Origin of the sequence: Pseudomonas sp. LAP_36 (assembly GCF_019456785.1) — a bacterium.
GTDB classification, from domain to species: domain Bacteria; phylum Pseudomonadota; class Gammaproteobacteria; order Pseudomonadales; family Pseudomonadaceae; genus Aquipseudomonas; species Aquipseudomonas tritici.
The window spans coordinates 738,817-757,780 of the sequence record NZ_JAHZMS010000003.1 but is presented as its reverse complement, the minus strand read 5'-3'; the positions used below and the strand labels follow the sequence as shown (position 1 = coordinate 757,780).

At 60.1% G+C, this 18,964-nt stretch carries 17 protein-coding genes and 2 pseudogenes; 10 read left to right on the top strand and 9 right to left on the bottom strand.

All coding sequences use genetic code 11. The features are described 5' to 3' along the window. Window positions 1-55 precede the first annotated feature (55 nt). The 6 genes and pseudogenes from JBO08_RS14575 to JBO08_RS28450 all read right to left on the bottom strand — a co-directional run. Window positions 56-2,122, bottom strand: a complete 2,067-nt coding sequence (locus tag JBO08_RS14575; protein WP_065946103.1) for a diguanylate cyclase — start codon at window positions 2,120-2,122, stop codon at window positions 56-58. Then, complete coding sequence (locus JBO08_RS14570; RefSeq protein WP_049710736.1) at window positions 2,119-2,997, bottom strand: endonuclease/exonuclease/phosphatase family protein; 879 nt, start codon at window positions 2,995-2,997, stop codon at window positions 2,119-2,121. Before JBO08_RS14570 ends, JBO08_RS14575 begins: the two co-directional genes overlap by 4 nt. Before the next feature lie 10 nt (window positions 2,998-3,007). Continuing rightward, window positions 3,008-3,643 (bottom strand): thiol:disulfide interchange protein DsbA, encoded by a 636-nt coding sequence (dsbA, locus tag JBO08_RS14565; RefSeq protein ID WP_049710737.1) that lies wholly within the window; start codon window positions 3,641-3,643, stop codon window positions 3,008-3,010. A 168-nt stretch (window positions 3,644-3,811) separates the two neighbouring features. Continuing rightward, on the bottom strand, window positions 3,812-4,423 hold the full coding sequence (locus JBO08_RS14560; RefSeq protein WP_065880370.1) for a cytochrome c4: 612 nt from the start codon (window positions 4,421-4,423) through the stop codon (window positions 3,812-3,814). 36 nt (window positions 4,424-4,459) lie between these two features. Then, a pseudogene (locus JBO08_RS28455) lies at window positions 4,460-4,579 on the bottom strand (cytochrome c5 family protein); the annotation flags it as partial. Window positions 4,580-4,582: 3 nt separating this feature from the next. Continuing rightward, window positions 4,583-4,679, bottom strand: a pseudogene (locus JBO08_RS28450) (cytochrome); the annotation flags it as partial. 192 nt (window positions 4,680-4,871) lie between these two features. On the opposite strand from JBO08_RS28450, the gene yihA reads away from it, so the two are divergent. Beyond that, entirely contained in the window at window positions 4,872-5,513 is a 642-nt protein-coding gene (yihA, locus tag JBO08_RS14550) for a ribosome biogenesis GTP-binding protein YihA/YsxC (protein ID WP_065891259.1), read from the top strand. 269 nt (window positions 5,514-5,782) lie between these two features. Here yihA and polA read toward each other — a convergent pair whose 3' ends face one another. Continuing rightward, complete coding sequence (polA, locus tag JBO08_RS14545; RefSeq protein ID WP_065910200.1) at window positions 5,783-8,560, bottom strand: DNA polymerase I; 2,778 nt, start codon at window positions 8,558-8,560, stop codon at window positions 5,783-5,785. A 74-nt stretch (window positions 8,561-8,634) separates the two neighbouring features. Here polA and JBO08_RS14540 point away from each other — a divergent pair, with 74 nt between their 5' ends. Beyond that, window positions 8,635-8,925, top strand: coding sequence for a DUF2782 domain-containing protein (locus JBO08_RS14540; protein WP_065875640.1), 291 nt, complete (start codon window positions 8,635-8,637; stop codon window positions 8,923-8,925). Between the two features lie 56 nt (window positions 8,926-8,981). After that, window positions 8,982-9,935 carry a homoserine kinase gene (locus JBO08_RS14535; protein WP_065891261.1) on the top strand — a complete coding sequence of 318 codons (954 nt, stop codon included), beginning with the start codon at window positions 8,982-8,984 and terminating at the stop codon, window positions 9,933-9,935. A gap of 124 nt (window positions 9,936-10,059) precedes the next feature. On the opposite strand, the gene JBO08_RS14530 is transcribed toward JBO08_RS14535, so the two are convergent. Then, complete coding sequence (locus JBO08_RS14530; RefSeq protein WP_065875638.1) at window positions 10,060-10,989, bottom strand: zinc ABC transporter substrate-binding protein; 930 nt, start codon at window positions 10,987-10,989, stop codon at window positions 10,060-10,062. 58 nt (window positions 10,990-11,047) lie between these two features. On the opposite strand from JBO08_RS14530, the gene zur reads away from it, so the two are divergent. From zur to JBO08_RS14510, 4 genes are read left to right on the top strand one after another with little or no spacing between them, the layout of a single operon-like run. Next, the gene (gene zur, locus JBO08_RS14525; protein WP_065875637.1) at window positions 11,048-11,530 is read left to right on the top strand and encodes a zinc uptake transcriptional repressor Zur; all 483 of its coding nucleotides are present in this window, start codon (window positions 11,048-11,050) and stop codon (window positions 11,528-11,530) included. After that, on the top strand, window positions 11,530-12,309 hold the full coding sequence (znuC, locus tag JBO08_RS14520) for a zinc ABC transporter ATP-binding protein ZnuC (RefSeq protein WP_220074636.1): 780 nt from the start codon (window positions 11,530-11,532) through the stop codon (window positions 12,307-12,309). Before zur ends, znuC begins: the two co-directional genes overlap by 1 nt. Continuing rightward, the gene (znuB, locus tag JBO08_RS14515; RefSeq protein ID WP_049710746.1) at window positions 12,302-13,090 is read left to right on the top strand and encodes a zinc ABC transporter permease subunit ZnuB; all 789 of its coding nucleotides are present in this window, start codon (window positions 12,302-12,304) and stop codon (window positions 13,088-13,090) included. Before znuC ends, znuB begins: the two co-directional genes overlap by 8 nt. Window positions 13,091-13,127: 37 nt before the next feature. Next, window positions 13,128-13,847 (top strand): PA5502 family lipoprotein, encoded by a 720-nt coding sequence (locus JBO08_RS14510; protein WP_220074637.1) that lies wholly within the window; start codon window positions 13,128-13,130, stop codon window positions 13,845-13,847. An 84-nt stretch (window positions 13,848-13,931) separates the two neighbouring features. On the opposite strand, the gene katE is transcribed toward JBO08_RS14510, so the two are convergent. After that, window positions 13,932-16,094 carry a catalase HPII gene (gene katE / locus JBO08_RS14505; protein ID WP_258407104.1) on the bottom strand — a complete coding sequence of 721 codons (2,163 nt, stop codon included), beginning with the start codon at window positions 16,092-16,094 and terminating at the stop codon, window positions 13,932-13,934. A 245-nt stretch (window positions 16,095-16,339) separates the two neighbouring features. Here katE and JBO08_RS14500 point away from each other — a divergent pair, with 245 nt between their 5' ends. Genes JBO08_RS14500 through JBO08_RS14490 form a run of 3 tightly spaced genes read left to right on the top strand, consistent with a single transcriptional unit; the run spans window position 16,340 to window position 18,841 of the window. Then, a complete protein-coding gene (locus tag JBO08_RS14500; RefSeq protein WP_065875632.1) occupies window positions 16,340-17,347 on the top strand; it encodes a methionine ABC transporter ATP-binding protein in 1,008 nt (335 codons plus the stop codon). Next, a complete protein-coding gene (locus JBO08_RS14495) occupies window positions 17,347-18,021 on the top strand; it encodes a methionine ABC transporter permease (protein ID WP_065875631.1) in 675 nt (224 codons plus the stop codon). The genes JBO08_RS14500 and JBO08_RS14495 overlap by 1 nt, the downstream gene beginning before the upstream one ends. A gap of 49 nt (window positions 18,022-18,070) precedes the next feature. Further along, window positions 18,071-18,841 (top strand): MetQ/NlpA family ABC transporter substrate-binding protein, encoded by a 771-nt coding sequence (locus JBO08_RS14490; protein WP_065875630.1) that lies wholly within the window; start codon window positions 18,071-18,073, stop codon window positions 18,839-18,841. Window positions 18,842-18,964 lie beyond the last annotated feature (123 nt).

The window sequence follows — 18,964 nt, the reverse complement described above, 5'->3', positions numbered from 1 at the left end:
ACAGTGTAACGTACCGATTGTGGCCCGGCGGTCAAATTACAAAATGGAACATTTTTTAGGCTGCCTGCACCCGATTCCGTCCCGCCGCCTTTGCCCGGTATAGCGCCGCATCGGCGCGCTTGAGCGCCAGATCACTGCGCTCTCCCGGCTGGAACTGCGCCACGCCCATGGACACCGTGATCGTCACCGGCTCGCCCTTGAAATGAAACGGGCACGCTTCAATCGCTGCGCGCAACACCTCGCCCGCCGCCAGGGCGTCCGTCAAGGATGAGTCAGGCATCAGCAAGACAAACTCTTCACCGCCAAAGCGCGCGATAAAGTCAGTCGGTCGCAGGCGTTTGCGCAGCACATTGGCGATGATCTTCAGCACCTTGTCGCCAGCCAGATGGCCGTAGCCATCGTTGATGCGCTTGAAGTGATCCAGGTCCAGCATCGCCAGCGAAAGGTTGTTGCCGCGCTGGTGCCAAGTGTTGACCTCCTGATCCAGGCGCTCACTCCACGCTGCGCGATTGGGCAAGCCGGTGAGTGGATCGATCAGGGCCTTCTGGCGTTGAACCTCCAGGTGCTCGCGATAGCCTTGGGCTTCCTGCTCCATATTGGCAACCCGCTCGGCCAGGCCCTTCAGACGTGCAGCCGTTTCCTGCTCACGTTGATCGCGCTGCTGCTGGTGCTCATCCATGGTGCCTAGCAGGCCTTCGAGATGGCTTTCCAATACGTGCTTGAGGCTGTCCAGGTCGGCGGCTTCCTGCACGCTGCTTTGCAGGCCGTCGACCTGTTCGCGGATCTGCGTGTCCAGCTCCCGGGCGGCGGAACGGCTATCGGCGTGGCCGTCGCTGGCGACCTGCAAATGCCCCTGGAACGCTTCGAGGCGCTCGTTGAGCTGCTTGAGGTAAGCCTCGAACTCATGCTGGCCACTGTCGGTGATCGCCAGCATCAAGACTGCCAGGTCGTCGAGGATAGGCAGCAGTTCGTACCAGTTCAGGCCGTGGGCCAGACGCTCACGCATGGCTTCGGCCTGGGGCCAATGGCGCTCGGGCAATGCCAGCTCTTCCAGCAGGCCGAGCAGGGTGTCTTCAATGTGCTTGGCCACGGAGCTGTAGGACGGCTCCGGCGAGTCGGGTAAGGAATACACGCCATCCGATTGCAGCTCGTCGGGGTCGGACTCTTCGACCTCCAGCACGGGCGGCAGCGACAGGCTGCCGATGACAGTCTTATCCGGGGTTTCGACCTGAAGTTCGGATGTTTCAATGAAGGCGGCAAGGGCGCTTTCCGGTGCCGGCTGTTCTGCCTGAAGTTCGGGCTCGGGCTCGGGTTCCACACGTGCCAAGGGCGCTACGAGCTCGTCAACTGGAGCGGCTTGAGCAGGGGCCTCGTAGACGAACGTTTCACTGGAGGCCTCGGCAACTTTTGCCGGAGCATCTGGTTCAACTGCAGGGGCAACCGGTGCTCGAGGCTGTGGCGAAAAGGCGCGCAAGGCTTGCGTCAGTTCCTCGGACTGCTCGGGCTGCTGAGGTTCGGCGACAGGCTTGGCCACAGGGAGGGGCGCCGCCGGGCTGGGGACCGGCTCGTCCGCTACCGTCTCGTTCGCAAAATCCTTGGAACCAAACAGGCGCTGCAAGAGCCCAGGCCCTGAGCGCATAGTTTCGCTGTCCGGCTCCAGGTTATTCAGCGCCTGGCTTTGCAGGCCACTCAACTCGCTCAGCAACAACGGGATCTCACGTGCCTGGCCGACGCGTCCGTCCAACTGCTTGGCGAATGTTTTCAGCGGCCGGGCGACCTCACGCGGTAATGGCAGCTTTTGCAGTTGCGTGACCAGGGAGGTCAGCGCGGTGCTGATCTGGTCGACCCGGGTTTCGCGGCGCTGCTCTGAATCCAGAACGGCCTTTTCCAGGCGCGGCAGCAACGCGGCGAGGGCGGCGTCCATGTCATCCGTGCGGACAACGTCGCGCATTTCCTTCATGCATTGATCAACCGCGCGATCGGTGCCCTCAGCCGCCAACGTACTGCGTACGAGCCCACGGCGCAGCAGGTCAAGGCGGGCGGCCCAGCGACGTTCGAGCTTTTCCTGTTGCTCGATGCTTTTAAGGTACTTCTCTTTCCAGCGCTGGGCGTCGTCGCTCATGCAAGGGGTCCGCGAGGGCCGGGACTCAGCGCGGGGAATGCATCGGCCGTGAGCGAACCCGGCAGGCGAATCTCTACCGCGACCGGCAGGTGATCGGAGATGGGCTGCGCCAGCACCTGCACACTCTCGAGTGTGAGGGTCGGGCTTAGTAGGATATGGTCAAGACAGCGTTGCGGGCGCCAGCTGGGAAACGTGGCTTCGGCTTGCGGTGCCAGTAGCCCAAGGTCGCGCAACGGGGAATTCAGCAGCAGGTCGCTGGCGTGGGTGTTCATGTCCCCCATCAGCACCTGGTGTTTGTAATTTCCAATCAGCTCTCGGATGTAGGCCAATTGCATGGTCCGGGTGCGCGCACCCAGCGCCAGGTGCATCATCACCACGACCAAAGCCTCTGGCCCCTCGCCAAAACGCACAAGGATAGCGCCCCGGCCCTTGGGGCCTGGTAGCGGGTGGTCTTCGATGGCAGAAGGCTTCAAGCGGCTGAGCACGCCATTGCTGTGCTGCGCCAGACGCCCGAGGTTGCGATTGAGCTGCTGGTACCAATAAGGGAAGGCACCCAGCTGGGCCAAGTGCTCCACCTGATTGATATAGCCGGAGCGCATGCTGCCGCCATCGGCTTCCTGCAGGGCAACCAGGTCAAAGTCATTCAACAGGTTGCCGATCTTTTGCAGGTTGCCGGCACGCCCGTTGTGGGGCAACAGGTGTTGCCAGCCACGGGTGAGGTAATGCCGATACTTCTCGGTACTGATGCCCACCTGGATATTGAAGCTCAGCAGCCGCAGACGACTGTCCGGCGGCAAACCCGTGGTTTCCAGGTGATGTTCGTTGACCTGCGGATCATGCAGGCCAACCACACGTTCGGTACCCCAGCGGCGCATGACGGGCCCCTTACTTGGCTGCGCGCTCTTTGGCGATCAGTTGGTCGGCAACATTAAGCACAGCTTCCGGGCCGCCAGCAGTACCCAGGTCAAAACGGTATTTGCCGTTGACGATCAGCGTCGGTACACCTTGCACGCCATACTTCTGCGCGAGTTCCTTGGCCTGTTTGATCTGGCCCTGGATCGCGAAGGAGTTGAAGGTAGCCAGGAACTTGTCTTTGTCGACACCTTGGGTGGCAACGAAGTCAGCCATTTCGTCTGGTTTGGTCAGGCGCTTGCCTTGTTTTTGGATAGCTTCGAATACAGCGTTATGGACCTTGTGTTCCACACCCATGGCTTCCAGGGTCAGGAACAGTTGGCCGTGAGCATCCCATGGGCCGCCAAACATGGCTGGAATACGTTTGAAGTTCACATCCTTAGGCAGTTTCTCAACCCATGGGTTGATCGTCGGCTCAAAAGCGTAGCAATGCGGGCAGCCATACCAGAACAGCTCCACCACTTCGATCTTGCCTGGCACCGAAACCGGAACCGGGTTGGCCAATTCAACATAGGTTTTCCCGGCTTCAAGCGGCACATCGGCAGCTTGTGCGGTCATGCCGAAGAGGCTGGCAGTGACGAGAGCGGCGCTGAGGATCAGATTACGCATGCTTTACTCCTGGACAAATAAAGTCGCCTCACGCGACCTTTGTTGTGACAGGTCTACGCGGGCATGAGTTCGTTAGTGTAACGGTAGCGGCCACAAAAAAGGGCAGCCTAAGCCACCCTTTTTATGCTTGCATCGATGGATTAATCGAGCGTTAACGTCGTGCGCGCCTCAGTGCAGGCCCTGGATGTAGCTGGAGACCGCCGCAATGTCTTCATCACTCAGCTTGCGAGCGATTGTGCGCATGATCATCGCATCGCCGTCGTTGCTTCGCCCGGCCTCTTCCTTACGGAAATCGGTCAACTGTTTGGCGATGTAGGTTGCGTGCTGGCCACTCAAGTGCGGGAAGCCAGCGGCTGCTATACCAGCGCCATTTGGCGAGTGGCAGCCGGTGCAGGCAGGAAGACCTTTTTCCAGGTCACCGCCGCGGAACAGTTTCTCACCACGGGCCACCAGTTTCGGATCGGCAGCTCCCACACTGCCTTTCTGGCTGGCAAAATACGCGGCGATGTCTGCCAGGTCCTGATCGCTGAGGTTGGTCAGCAAGCCGGTCATTTCCAGGACCGTGCGCTTGCCAGACTTGATATCCTGCATCTGTTTGGTCAGGTAGCGCTCTCCCTGGCCGGCCAGTTTGGGGAAGTTCGGCGCCGGGCTGTTACCATCCGGTCCATGGCAAGCACCACATACGGCGGCTTTCGCCTGGCCCGCTGTAGCGTCGCCTGCAGCATGGGCAACACCGGTGATGCCCAAGGTCAACAGCAGACTCACGATCAGTTTGTTCATCAGCTAATCCAACTACGGCTAAGGGTTTAAGAGTTATCAACCGGGTTTACTCACCATCAACTCAATGATGGCCTGGTAATCCTCAGTACTGCAGTCCATGCACAAACCACGCGGCGGAATTGCCTTGAAACCCTGGGTCACGTGTTGCACCAGCGTGACCACGCAAACTCGGTTGTACACCGCTTCAGGATCCTGTGTAGCCTGAGCACCATTAAAGCGGGACCAGGACACCGACAGCGCGCAACCACTTGGTCATACGTCGACCATTTCAGGGTTTGAGAGCGTTTTGCGTTCTAATGCGCAATAAAGGTCTTTCGCTCCCGTGAACCTCGTCCTTCGCTGGGACAAAGCACACACAAAATCTGCGGCATTATATACTGGCGCTACTGAAACGGAAACGACACCGCTTGCCGCACCCTTTCTCGGCATCGCCCACATCGGAAATCTCATGCAACTCAAGAATCCCATCCTCGGCCTGTGCCAACAGTCCACATTCATGCTCAGCGCCGCCAAAGTTGACCAATGCCCCGATGACGAAGGCTTTGAAGTCGCCTTTGCCGGTCGTTCCAACGCCGGTAAGTCCAGCGCACTGAACACCCTGACTCACGCCAGCCTGGCACGCACCTCGAAAACCCCGGGTCGCACGCAACTCCTCAACTTCTTCAAGCTAGACGATGATCGGCGTCTGGTCGACCTTCCGGGCTACGGTTACGCAAAAGTACCCATCCCGCTGAAGCTGCACTGGCAGCGTCACCTCGAGGCTTATCTGGGTGGTCGCGAGAGTTTGAAGGGTTTGATTTTGATGATGGACATCCGCCATCCGATGACCGATTTCGACCTGCTGATGCTCGATTGGGCTGTTGCCAGCGGTATGCCGATGCATATCCTACTGACCAAGGCCGACAAACTGACCTACGGCGCCGCCAAGAACACCCTGCTCAAAGTGCAGGCCGAAATCCGTAAAGGCTGGGGTGACGCGATCACTATCCAGCTGTTCTCGGCGCCGAAGCGCTTGGGCCTGGAAGACGCCTACACCGTGCTGGCCGGCTGGATGGAATTGGCCGACAAGGGCGCGGAAATCGCGGAGTAACTTTTCTGCAGGCAAAAAAAACCCCGGACTTCGTATGGGGAGGGGAAGTTCGGGGTTCAAGTTCCGGACCGCTAGGGCGGGGTCCAGATATCTGCCAACACTTAACACAACATAGGAGCATTGAAGGGCTTCACCACCCATTCAGTAACTCTGAGTGGCAGTTCACGGGTTAAGTTCCGGCAGGCTCAAAAAACTATTGGAAATAACTGACGGCGACTTCCGGACTAAAGCACTCTGCCACCACGCAAGGTGGTGGCAAAGCCCCGTAATCAGTGCGCTTCGTCCCAGTTATCACCCACACCTACCTCCACCAGCAGCGGCACATCCAGCTGAGCAGCCGCACTCATGTGCTCACGGATCCTCTCGCTGACTTCGGCCACCAAGTCCTCACGCACTTCCAGCACCAATTCATCGTGCACCTGCAGGATGACCTTGGCATCCAGGCCCGAATCGGTCAGCCAATTGTCCACCAGCACCATGGCTTTCTTGATGATGTCCGCCGCCGTGCCCTGCATTGGCGCGTTGATCGCAGTGCGTTCTGCCGCCGCGCGCTCCTGGGGCTTGTTGGAATGGATATCCGGCAAATACAGCCGGCGCCCGAAGAAAGTTTCGACGTAGCCCTGGTCGGAAGCCTGGGCGCGGGTGCGCTCCATGTACTCGCGAACCCCGGGATAACGGGCGAAGTACACGTCGATGTACGCCTTGGCCGTCTTGGTATCGACGCCGATGTCCTTGCCAAGCTTCTGCGCGCCCATGCCATAGATCAAACCGAAGTTGATCGCCTTCGCGCTGCGGCGCTGGTCAGACGTAACCTCACCCAGCTCAACCTTGAACACTTCGGCGGCCGTCGCCGTGTGCACGTCGAGGTTGTGACGGAAGGCGTTCATCAACCCTTCGTCCTTCGACAGGTGCGCCATGATCCGCAGCTCGATCTGCGAATAGTCCGCCGCCAGCAGTTTGTAGCCCTTCGGCGCAACAAACGCCTGGCGAATCCGCCGCCCTTCGGCGGTGCGCACCGGGATGTTCTGCAGGTTCGGGTCACTCGAGGACAAGCGCCCGGTAGCCGCCACCGCCTGGTGATAGGACGTGTGGATCCGCCCGGTGCGCGGGTTGATCTGTTCCGGCAAGCGATCGGTGTAAGTGCTTTTCAGCTTGCTCATGCTGCGGTACTGCATCAGCACCTTGGGCAGCGGATAGTCATCTTCAGCCAGCTTGGCCAGCACTTCTTCGGCCGTCGACGCCTGGCCCTTGCCGGTTTTTTTCAGCACCGGCAGGCCGAGCTTTTCGTAAAGAATCGCGCCGAGCTGCTTGGGCGAACCCAAGTTGAATTCCTCACCGGCGATCTCGAACGCCTGGCGCTCCAGTTCGACCATCTTGTTGCCCAGCTCGATGCTCTGGATGCCCAGCAGCGCCTTGTCCACCAGCGCACCCTGGCGCTCGATACGGGCCAGCACCGGTACCAACGGAATCTCGATATCCGTGAGCACGCTCACCAGGCTCGGGATGGCTGAAAGTTGCGCGAACAGCGCCTGATGCAGACGCAAGGTCACATCGGCATCTTCAGCCGCATAAGGGCCGGCCTGCTCCAATGCGATCTGGTCGAAGGTGAGCTGCTTGGCGCCCCTGCCGGCGATATCCTGGAAACTGACGGTGTCGTAATCCAGGTACTTCTTCGCCAGGCTGTCCATGTCATGCCGGGTTGCGGTGGCGTTCAACACATAGGATTCGAGCATGGTGTCAAACGCGATGCCCCGCACGGTAATGCCGTGTGCAGGGTCGCCGCCGATGGCGCAGTTGGCCAGGATGTTCATGTCGAACTTGGCGTGCTGGCCAACCTTGAGTTTGGTCGGGTCTTCCAACAGTGGCTTCAGGGCCAGCAGCACGGTGTCACGGTCCAACTGCTCCGGCACGCCGATGTAGGCGTGGGTCAGCGGGATGTAGGCGGCTTCATGGGGCTGCACGGCGAAGGAAACACCGACCAACTGTGCCTGTTGGGCGTCGATGCCAGTGGTTTCTGTGTCGAAGGCGAACAACTTCGCCTCGTTGAGCTTCTTCAACCAGACATCAAACGTCGCCTGGTCGAGGATGGTGGTGTAGGTGGTCTGCGCTGGCGCCACGGTTTCAACGACTGCTTCAACGACAGGAGCAGCCTTGAGTTCGACACGCTTGGCGTCACGCTGGATCTCGTCAATCCAGCTCTTGAACTCCAGCAGCGTATACAGCTCCAGCAGTTTTTCACGGTTCGGTTCGATCAGGTGCAGATCATCCAGGCCCACATCCAGCGGCACATCAATCTTGATCGTCGCCAGCTGGTAGGAAAGGAACGCCATCTCCCGGTGCTCTTCCAGCTTGGCCGGCAGCGTCTTCGCGCCACGGATAGGCAGGGTCGGCACGATATCCAGCTGTTCATAAAGCTCTTTTAGGCCGCCGTTCACACCTACAAGTAAGCCGGACGCGGTCTTAGGACCAATACCCGGAACACCCGGAATGTTGTCGGACGAATCGCCCATCAACGCCAGATAGTCGATGATCTGCTCCGGAGCGACGCCGAATTTCTCCTTTACGCCCTCAATGTCCATCGCACTACCGGTCATGGTATTGACCAAGGTAATGTGGCCGTCCACCAGTTGCGCCATGTCCTTGTCACCGGTCGAAATCACCACCGGGCGGTCAGCGGCGGCACTGCTGCGGGCCAGGGTGCCGATCACATCATCGGCCTCGACGCCTTCGACGCATAGCAGCGGGAAGCCCAGCGCGATTACGCTTTGATGCAATGGCTCGATTTGCAGGCGCATGTCATCGGGCATGCTTGGGCGATTGGCCTTGTATTCGGCGTACATGTCATCGCGAAAGGTCCCACCCTTGGCGTCGAACACCACCGCGAACGGGCTGTCCGGGTACTGCCTGCGCAGGCTTTTGAGCATGTTCAACACGCCCTTGACCGCACCGGTCGGCAGGCCTTTGGAGGTGGTCAGCGGTGGCAGCGCATGAAAAGCGCGGTACAGATAAGAAGAACCGTCCACCAGGACGAGGGGTGCTTGGCTCATGAGCAGAATCAACCTTTTCGGCGGGTCAGGCGCTAGAATAGCCGGACCAATGACGACAAAGGGACAAGGTTATCATGCGCACATTCAATCGCCTGCTGTTGACCGGCTTGATTGCACTCGCTCCGTTGGCTGCCATGGCGGCAGACGATGCGCCTGGGGGTGATCCGGAAGTGACCATTCGCACGGAAGGCGACAAGACTATCCAGGAGTACCGTCAGAACGGTTTCCTGTACGCAATCAAGGTCACTCCGAAAGGGGCGCCTCCGTATTTCCTGGTGCGCGCGGACGGAACCGATGCGAACTTCATCCGCTCTGACCAGCCGGATATGCTGATCCCGTCATGGAAGATCTTCGAATGGAAATGATTTCTTAACTTAAATTGGCGCCGCGCACAGCGGCGCCCGTACTGGCAGTTTTAACCATGTCTGTGTTCACCCCCCTGGCTCGGCCCGAGCTGGAAACCTTTCTCGCCCCTTACGGGCTCGGCCGCCTGCTCGACTTCCAGGGGATTGCCGCCGGTAGCGAAAACACCAATTTCTTTATCAGCCTGGAGCAGGGCGAGTTCGTCCTGACCCTGGTTGAGCGCGGCCCGGTCGCAGAAATGCCGTTCTTCATCGAACTGCTCGACGTGCTCCACGACGCCGACCTGCCGGTGCCTTACGCCCTGCGCACCACCGATGGAGTGGCTCTGCGCGAGCTAAAAGGTAAACCCGCACTGTTGCAACCGCGCCTGGCCGGCAAGCACATCAAGGACGCCAACGCCCAGCACTGTACCCAGGTCGGCGACCTGCTTGGCCACCTGCACCTGGCGACACAAGGCGAAAAGGTGCTGGAACGCAAGACCGACCGCGGCCTGGAGTGGATGCTGGCTGAAGGCACGCAACTGATTTCGCACCTGAACGACGCACAGCAGCGCCTGCTGCAAGCTGCACTGACGGAAATCGACGCTCACAAGGCCCAGATCCTCGCCCTGCCGCGCGCCAACGTCCACGCCGACCTGTTCCGCGACAATGCGATGTTCGAAGGCACGCACCTCACAGGCCTGATCGACTTCTACAACGCCTGCTCCGGGCCGATGCTGTACGACGTGGCGATCGCCCTGAATGACTGGTGTTCGGATGCCGATGGCGTGATTGACGGACAACGCGCCCGTGCGCTGCTCGGCGCCTATGCCGGCCTGCGACCGTTCACCGCCAAGGAAGCCGAACTGTGGCCGACGATGTTGCGGGTGGCGTGTGTGCGGTTCTGGCTGTCACGCCTGATCGCTGCCGAGTCGTTTGCAGGGCAGGATGTGTTGATCCATGACCCGGCGGAATTTGAGCATCGCTTGGCACAACGCCAGCAGGTCACAATCCAACTGCCGTTCGCCCTCTAAAGCCCCAACTCGGTCAATGTGGGAGCTGGCTTGCCTGCGATAGCGTCAGGTCAGCCAGCAATTTCGTCGCAGGCCCACCGCAATCGCAGGCAAGCCAGCTCCCACATTAGACCTGCGCCGTCTGTTACAACGACTCCAGGCACCCGGCCAAGTCATTCCCCAACTTTTCCAACACCTGCTCATACCCCTGAGCCGTAGCCGGGGTATACCCACCCAGCGCATCCAACTCCGCCAGCTTCACCGGCAAACCCGCCACCAGGGTTTCAGCCAAACGCGGACGCAACGGCGGCTCGCTGAACACGCAGGTCTTGCCCACTTCCTGCAAACGCGTACGCATCGCCGCTACGTGCTGGGCGCCGGGCTGTACTTCAGCGGCAACGCTGAACACACCGGCGTGCTTGAGCCCGTAAGCCTCTTCGAAGTAATCGAAGGCTTCATGGAACACGAAGTAAGGTTTGCCGCCAATCGGCGCCAGACGAGCTTTCAGGCGGGCATCCAGAACATCCAGGCGCCCATCAAAGGCTTTCGCATTGCTCTGATAACGCACGGCATTGGCCGGGTCAGCGGCCGCCAGATCAGCAGCCATACGCGCCGCAATCACGCGAGCATTCACGGTCGACAGCCACAAGTGCGAATCCAGGCTGCCTGGGCGGTGATCATGATCATGTTCGTCGGCATCGTCGGCGTGAGAGTGGCTATCTTCGGCAAACCGCCGCAGCTTCATACCCGGAAGATCCTGCACCGCTACCGTTGTTGCCGTACGACCTTTCAGCACGCGCGGCAGGAAACTCTCCATATCCGGACCGATCCAGTACAGCAGGTCCACCGCCTGCACGCGCCGTACGTCGGATGGACGCAGCGCGTAGTTATGCGGCGATGCACCCGGCGGCAGCAACACCTCCGGAACCGCCACGCCGTCCTGCACAGCCGCAGCAATCAACTGCAAAGGCTTGATGCTGGTCAGCACCTTGACCTCGGCCTGAGCGGCGCCATTGATGAACAAACTGGTGACAAATACGACAAAAACGGGAAAAAGTCGGGACACGATGACCACTCGATGGCGTAGGAACGGGTAACATAATAACGTCTCTATCAAATGTCTGTCGCCGCTCATGCCTATTACACCGCTTGCCAGCCGTCCCCACGACCACTCCCACTGCGTGCATACCGCGCTGTCGGAGGCTGATACCCTCTGTGCACAGAAGGGTTTGCGCCTGACCGCCTTGCGTCGGCGTGTACTGGAACTGGTGTGGCAGAGCCACAAGCCACTGGGCGCCTACGACATTCTCGGGGTGCTCAGCGAGCAGGACGGCCGCCGCGCAGCGCCACCCACGGTCTACCGTGCGCTGGATTTCCTGCTGGAAAACGGCCTGGTGCACCGCATTGCCTCGCTCAACGCTTTTGTCGGCTGCAACCACCCGGAACACGCGCATCAAGGTCAATTCCTGATCTGCCGCGCGTGCCATGCCGCCATCGAACTTGAACAAAAAAGCATCAGCGACGCCATTATCAGCAGCGCTGCCGATGTCGGCTTTACGGTCGAAGGGCAAACGGTCGAAGTAGTCGGCCTGTGCTCGGGCTGCCAGGGGGCTTGATGAGCAATGCGTTAATCCGCCTGGAAAAAGTCGGGGTCACGTTCGCCGGGCAAAACGTGCTGGATAACATCGCACTGAGCGTGGAGCCTGGGCAGATCGTCACCCTGATCGGCCCCAACGGTGCCGGCAAAACCACACTGGTGCGCGCCGTGCTCGGCCTGCTCAAGCCCGACACCGGCAGCGTCTGGCGCAAGCCCAAGCTGCGCGTCGGCTATATGCCGCAGAAGCTGCATGTCGACCCGACGCTGCCGCTTTCCGTGTTGCGCTTCCTGCGTCTGGTGCCGGGCGTGGACCGTGCCCGCGCGCAGGCAGCGCTCAAGGAAGTCGGCGCCGAACAGGTGATCGACAGCCCGGTGCAAAGCATCTCCGGCGGCGAAATGCAGCGCGTGCTGCTGGCCCGCGCCTTGTTGCGCGAGCCGGAACTGCTGGTACTGGATGAACCCGTGCAGGGCGTCGACGTCGCCGGCCAGGCCGAGCTGTACAGCCTGATCACGCGCCTGCGCGACCGGCATGGCTGCGGCGTGCTGATGGTGTCCCACGACTTGCACTTGGTGATGAGCACCACCGACCAAGTGGTCTGCCTCAATCGACACGTGTGCTGCTCCGGCCACCCGGAACAGGTCAGTGGCGACCCCGCGTTCGTCGAGCTGTTCGGCAAAAACGCGCAGAGCCTGGCGATCTATCACCACCACCACGACCACGCGCATGACCTGCATGGCGCGGTCGTGGAGGATCCTTCTACCCCTCACGTTCATGGAGATAGCTGCAAGCATGGCTGATTTTCTGCTCTACGCCCTGCTGGCAGGCTTGGCTTTGGCACTGGTTGCGGGTCCGCTGGGCTCGTTCGTGGTCTGGCGGCGCATGGCGTATTTCGGCGACACCTTGTCGCATGCCGCATTGCTAGGCGTGGCCATGGGCTTTTTGCTCGATGTAAGCCCGACCATCGCCGTGACCGTGGGTTGCCTGCTCTTGGCGGTGCTGCTGGTAACCCTGCAACAGCGCCAGCCACTGGCTTCCGATACCCTGCTGGGCATCCTGGCGCCAAGCACCCTGTCTTTGGGCCTGGTGGTGCTGAGCTTTATGCACGAAGTGCGTATCGACCTGATGGCCTACCTGTTCGGCGATCTGCTGGCGATCAGCCCCACTGACTTGGCCTGGATCCTCGGCGGCAGCGCGACCGTGCTGGTGTTGCTGGTAGCCCTGTGGCGCCCACTGCTGGCGATCACCGTGCATGAAGAGCTGGCCACGGTAGAAGGCTTGCCTGTGCCGGCCCTGCGCATGGCCCTGATGTTGTTGATCGCCGTGGTGATTGCTGTCGCGATGAAGATTGTCGGCGTATTGTTGATCACGTCGCTGCTGATCATTCCCGCCGCCGCCGCTCAGCGCCATGCCCGTTCGCCGGAGCAAATGGCGATCGGCGCCAGCCTGTTGGGAATGTTTGCAGTGTGCGGGGGCTTGGCGCTGTCCTGGTTCAAGGACACGCCTGCCGGGCCATCGATTGTGGTCACGGCCGCCGCCCTGTTTCTGCTGAGTTTTGTCCTGCCCCGTCGAGGGGTGTAGACTTGCTCGCTTTTTGCGCAAATAGAGAGTCGCAGGAATGAAGCCGTTCACCGCACGTTATCTGCTCCTTGCCGCATTTTCCCTGCTGCTGGGCGCCTGTCAAAGCACACCGCCCGCCGCCCAACAGGCACCGGACGCACGCGCTGTGGCCATCGCGCAGCTGGAGCAAAACCTGGCCAGCAGCGAGCTGGCTACCGCCGAAGATCAGTTGACTACCCTGCAAGCCCAGTCGCCCAACGACCCGACGCTTGAGGGCTACCAACGCCAATTGGCCGAGGCCTACCTGCAGCGCAGCCAGATCGTGTTGCAAAAAGGTGACGTTAACGCAGCTGCCACCGCGCTAAGCCGTGCGCGTGCGCTGATGCCAAAGGCACCGGCACTTACTGGCGGCGTTAACAGCGCCATCAGCCACGCCCGCAAAGCCGAGCTGGATAAAGCCGAAGCCGCTCTGAAAGCCGCTGAAACCAAGCCCGCCGCCAAGGTCATCGACCCGGCAGCGCCAAGCACCACCGTGGCACTGAGCCTCACCGACATCGAAGCACTGCGCCATCAGCTGGATGCAATCGCCACCGACGTCGTGAATTACCAGTGCGACGTGAGCATCCAGGCGCCGCGCACCGAGGATTACCCGTGGCTGGCCACGCTACTGACCAAACGGGTGAAGCGGATTGATTCGGGGTATGACCTGAAGATTCACCGGCAGATTTTGAAACACATTCCGGCGCAGGTTGTGCTGATTCCGCGCAAGGCGGACTAAAAGCATCGCGGGCAAGCCCGCTCCCACATTTGAACTGTGGGAGCGGGCTTGCCCGCGATGACGATCTAACAAACAACCAATGACTTAAGCCGGAATCGCCTTGGCCTTAGGCTCACGACCCCAAACCCGATGCTGCGCGATCGCCGCGAAGAACGCCTTGAACGCCTTGGCATCCCCGCCCACGATCAAGCCTGCATCCGCCTCAAGCTTGAGCACGTCCAGCAACTGCTTGGCCTCACCGGCCAACGTAATTGCCTTCAGGTGTTTGTAGGCCTCCAGCACGTAATGCAGTGCAACACCGTCGCCACTCAGCGCTTTCACAGAGTCCGCGCCGCCCGGTACGAATACCGCATCAAACGCAATCGACGGCATGCCTTCCATGGACGCATCCACCGGCAGGGATTTGCCATCCGCCGTGGTGACCGGTGCCGAGGTTGGCCCCAGCAACTTGGCATGCGCGCCTTCTGCTGCGAGCGCTTTTTTCATTGCGTCGATGGCAGCACCATCAACCCCGTTTGCTGCCAGGATCGCCACCTTGCGGGTCTTGATATCGCCCGACAGCAAGTTCACCTGGCTCAACGCCGGGGACTCTTTAACCGAAGTCTCACGTGGCGCTACTGTGCCTTTGCTCGGCGCCGGCAGACCCAGGTTCTGCGCAACGCGCTTGGCCAGCTCCAGGTCGATATTGGCGAGGATTTCATTCACCTGACGCGCACGAATATGCTCGCGCTCGACCTTGCCCAATTCAAAGCTGTAGGCGGCGATGATGTGCTCTTTCTCGTGGTGGCTCATGCTGTTGAAAAACAGCGTGGCCTGGGAGAAATGGTCGCCGAACGATTCACTGCGCTCACGCACCTTGTTCGCATCGACACGCTCGTAGTAGGTCTCGAAACCGCCGTCGGTCGGGCCGGCAGGCGTTTCTTTCGGCCAACCGCCGTCGATGGAGTTCGGCTCGTAAGCAGCGCGACCCTTATCAATCACCGTGCGATGCAGGGCATCGCGCTGGCCGTTATGGTTCGGCGCGACCGGGCGGTTGATCGGGATCTCATGGAAGTTCGGACCACCGAGGCGGCTGATCTGGGTGTCCGTGTAGGAAAACAGACGGCCTTGCAGCAACGGGTCATTGGTAAAGTCGATACCCGGCACGATATGGCCTGGGCAGAAGGCGACCTGCTCGACTTCAGCGAAGAAGTTGTCCGGGTTGCGGTTCAGCACCATCCGGCCCAGCGGCGTGATCGGCACCAGTTCTTCGGGAATGATCTTGGTCGGGTCGAGCAGGTCGAAGTCGAACTTATGCTCGTCCTCTTCTGCAACGATCTGCACACCCAGTTCCCACTCAGGGTAATCGCCGGTTTCAATCGACTCCCACAGGTCGCGGCGGTGGTAATCGGTGTCTTTACCGGCCAGCTTCTGCGCTTCGTCCCACACCAGCGAGCAGGTGCCCACTTTTGGACGCCAGTGGAATTTCACGAAGCTGGACTTGCCCTCGGTATTAATCAGGCGAAACGTGTGTACGCCAAAGCCCTGCATGGCACGCAGGCTTTTGGGAATGGCGCGGTCGGACATTGCCCACACCACCATGTGCGCCGACTCCGGCACCAGCGAAACAAAATCCCAGAACGTGTCGTGGGCCGAACCGCCAGTAGGAATTTCGTTGTGGGGTTCAGGTTTCACGGCGTGAACAAAGTCGGGAAACTTGATCGCGTCCTGAATGAAGAACACTGGCATGTTGTTGCCAACCAGGTCGAAGTTGCCTTCGTCGGTGAAAAATTTCACTGCGAAACCGCGTACATCGCGCACCGTGTCGCCTGAGCCGCGAGGGCCCTGCACGGTAGAGAAGCGCGTAAATACCGGGGTTTTCTGCCCGGGATTGCGCAGAAAGCCGGCCTTGGTCAGCGCCGAGTGGTCTGCATAGGTTTCAAAAAAGCCATGAGCGCCCGTACCACGGGCATGCACGATGCGCTCCGGGATGCGCTCATGGTCAAAGTGCGTGATTTTTTCACGCATGATGAAGTCTTCCAGCAGCGACGGGCCACGGGAGCCGACTTTCAACGTGTTCTGGTTATCGGAAATCTTGACGCCTTGGTTGGTACGCAGGGCCTGGCCGGTCGCATCGGAACGGAATTCCTCCAGGGCCTGCAGCTTGGCGTTGGTGTTGCCACGGTCCAGGGTATCGGTGCCCGCGAGTTCACTCTTCGACGGGGTGGCTGGCTTCTTGTTACTCATCAGACAAAACTCCTTATTCAAAGTGGCCAGAGCGATCCCCGGCTCGTTTGAGCAAAAACCCCAGGCACGGCACCTGGGATATCGCGTTGCTTAAGTAGTGACTGATGAGGTTTTGGGCCGTTCCTTTTTTATGACCTTTGATCGCGTTATTGCCAAATCGCTGGTTGAATGCGAAATAAATGCTAAGAAACGCTATACGGACAGGCTAAAATGCGCGCCCGGCTAACCGCTGATCCCTTTTCCATGCGCCCCACAAGGTTCGCTACGTGATCGAGTTTCATAACGTCCATAAAACTTACCGCGTCGCCGGTAAGGATATTCCCGCGCTGCATGCCACCAGCCTGAGTGTCGAAAACGGCCAGGTGTTCGGCCTGATTGGCCACTCCGGTGCAGGCAAAAGCACCCTGCTGCGCCTGATCAACCGCCTCGAAGAACCAAGTGGCGGCCAAATCACCGTTGATGGCGAAGAAGTCACCGCCCTGGACGCCAACGGCCTGCGCCGTTTCCGCCAGCAGGTCGGGATGATCTTCCAGCACTTCAACCTGCTCGCGTCCAAGACCGTTGCCGACAACGTGGCACTGCCACTGACCCTGGCCGGCGAATTGTCGCGCAAGGAAATAGACCTACGCGTCGCCGAGTTACTCGCCCGTGTCGGCCTGTCGGACCACGCCAAGAAGTACCCGGCGCAGTTGTCCGGCGGCCAGAAGCAACGCGTCGGCATCGCGCGTGCCTTGGCGACCAAGCCAAAGATCCTGCTGTGCGACGAAGCCACCAGCGCCCTCGACCCGCAAACCACCGCTTCGGTGTTGCAACTGCTGGCCGAGATCAACCGCGAGTTGAAGCTGACCATCGTGCTGATCACCCATGAAATGGACGTGATCCGCCGCGTCTGCGACCAGGTGGCGGTGATGGACGCCGGCGTGATCGTCGAGCAAGGCTCGGTCGCCGATGTGTTCCTGCACCCCAAGCACCCGACCACCAAGCGCTTCGTACAAGAATCCGAGCAGGTCGATGAAGGAGAGCAACGCGATGATTTCGCCCACGTCCCAGGCCGCATCGTGCGCCTGACGTTCCAGGGTGAATCGACCTACGCGCCTTTGCTGGGTACCGTCGCCCGTGAAACGGGTGTGGACTACAGCATCCTTGCCGGTCGTATCGACCGCATCAAAGACATCCCCTACGGGCAATTGACCCTGGCCATCACCGGCGGTGACATGGAAGCGGCCTTCGCCCGCTTTACCGCAGCCGATGTGCACATGGAGGTCCTGCGTTAATGGACGTTTTACTGCATTACTTCGACAAAGTTGACTGGGCTGACATCTGGGTTGCCACCGGCGACACCATGCTGATGCTCAGTACCTCGCTGCTGTTCACCGTGCTGGTGGGCCTGCCGCTGGGTGTTCTGCTGTTTCTCTTCAGCCCCCGACAGTTGCTGGAGCAGAAGACCACCTACGCAGTACTGGCATTCGTGGTCAACGCCATACGCTCTCTGCCATTTATCATTCTGCTGATTGTGATGATCCCTACGACGATCTTTATCACAGGCACGTCGCTTGGCGTGGCCGGCGCGATTCCACCGCTGGTGGTAGGTGCTTCGACGTTCTTCGCACGGCTGGTGGAAACCGCCCTACGCGAAGTGGATCGCGGCATCATCGAGGCGACTCAAGCAATGGGCGCCACCACCCGGCAGATCATCATCAAGGCGCTTTTGCCGGAGGCTAAGCCCGGTATCATTGCTGCAATCACAGTCACTGCGATCGCACTGGTAGGCTACACCGCGATGGCGGGTGTAGTGGGCGCCGGAGGCTTGGGTGACCTGGCCATTCGTTATGGATACCAGCGTTTTCAGGACGACGTCATGGTCGTCACCGTGGTGATGTTGATCGTGCTGGTACAAATTCTGCAGACCATCGGCGATAAGCTGGTGACGCACTATTCTCGAAAATAACGGCCATTGCCGGCCCCCGCCGGCCATGCCCGAACAAGGAGCTTGCTGGATGAAAAAACTACTGGTTGCTTTCGCCGCCGTTGCCGCGTTTTCCGCCCACGCCGAGACCATTACGGTCGCCGCTTCGCCGGTCCCGCACGCGGAAATCCTGGAATTCGTGAAACCTGCCCTCGCCAAAGAAGGCGTGGACCTGCAGGTCAAAGTCTTCACCGACTACGTGCAGCCGAACGTACAGGTCGCTGAAAAGCGCCTGGACGCCAACTTCTTCCAGCATCAGCCGTACCTGGATGAGTTCAACAAAACCAAGGGCACTCACCTGGTGAGCGTAGCCGGTGTGCATCTGGAACCCCTGGGCGCTTACTCCAGCAAATACAAAACCCTCGCTGAGCTGCCTGATGGCGCCAACGTGGTGATCCCGAACGACGCCACCAACGGCGGCCGCGCGCTGTTGCTGCTGGCCAAGCACAACCTGATCACCCTGAAGGATCCGACAGACATCCTGTCGACCATCAAGGACATCACCGCCAATCCGAAAAACCTGAAGTTCCGCGAACTCGAAGCCGCCACCCTGCCGCGCGTGCTGACCCAGGTTGACCTGGCGCTGATCAACACCAACTACGCGCTGGAAGCCAAGCTGGACCCGTCCAAGGACGCCCTGGTCATCGAAGGCAGCGACTCGCCTTACGTGAACATCCTGGTCACCCGCGAAGACAACAAAGACTCGGACGCTGTGAAGAAGCTGGTCGCAGCCCTGCACACGCCGGAAGTGAAGAAATTCATCGAAGAGAAGTACAAAGGCGCGATCAAGCCGGCGTTCTGATCCAACTCGATCTCCCAGACACTGGAGATCAAAAAATGTGGGAGCGGGCTTGCCCGCGATGGCGGAGCGTCAGTCACAGAATATGTTGACTGGCCCACCGCTATCGCAGGCAAGCCAGCTCCC

Coding starts and splice junctions, on each gene's coding strand:
- JBO08_RS14575 (WP_065946103.1), bottom strand. CDS start 2,122: ATGAGCGACGACGCCCAGCGCTGGAAAGAGAAGTACCTTAAAAGCATC.
- JBO08_RS14570 (WP_049710736.1), bottom strand. CDS start 2,997: ATGCGCCGCTGGGGTACCGAACGTGTGGTTGGCCTGCATGATCCGCAG.
- dsbA (WP_049710737.1), bottom strand. CDS start 3,643: ATGCGTAATCTGATCCTCAGCGCCGCTCTCGTCACTGCCAGCCTCTTC.
- JBO08_RS14560 (WP_065880370.1), bottom strand. CDS start 4,423: ATGAACAAACTGATCGTGAGTCTGCTGTTGACCTTGGGCATCACCGGT.
- yihA (WP_065891259.1), top strand. CDS start 4,872: ATGCAACTCAAGAATCCCATCCTCGGCCTGTGCCAACAGTCCACATTC.
- polA (WP_065910200.1), bottom strand. CDS start 8,560: ATGAGCCAAGCACCCCTCGTCCTGGTGGACGGTTCTTCTTATCTGTAC.
- JBO08_RS14540 (WP_065875640.1), top strand. CDS start 8,635: ATGCGCACATTCAATCGCCTGCTGTTGACCGGCTTGATTGCACTCGCT.
- JBO08_RS14535 (WP_065891261.1), top strand. CDS start 8,982: ATGTCTGTGTTCACCCCCCTGGCTCGGCCCGAGCTGGAAACCTTTCTC.
- zur (WP_065875637.1), top strand. CDS start 11,048: ATGCCTATTACACCGCTTGCCAGCCGTCCCCACGACCACTCCCACTGC.
- znuC (WP_220074636.1), top strand. CDS start 11,530: ATGAGCAATGCGTTAATCCGCCTGGAAAAAGTCGGGGTCACGTTCGCC.
- znuB (WP_049710746.1), top strand. CDS start 12,302: ATGGCTGATTTTCTGCTCTACGCCCTGCTGGCAGGCTTGGCTTTGGCA.
- JBO08_RS14510 (WP_220074637.1), top strand. CDS start 13,128: ATGAAGCCGTTCACCGCACGTTATCTGCTCCTTGCCGCATTTTCCCTG.
- JBO08_RS14495 (WP_065875631.1), top strand. CDS start 17,347: ATGGACGTTTTACTGCATTACTTCGACAAAGTTGACTGGGCTGACATC.
- JBO08_RS14490 (WP_065875630.1), top strand. CDS start 18,071: ATGAAAAAACTACTGGTTGCTTTCGCCGCCGTTGCCGCGTTTTCCGCC.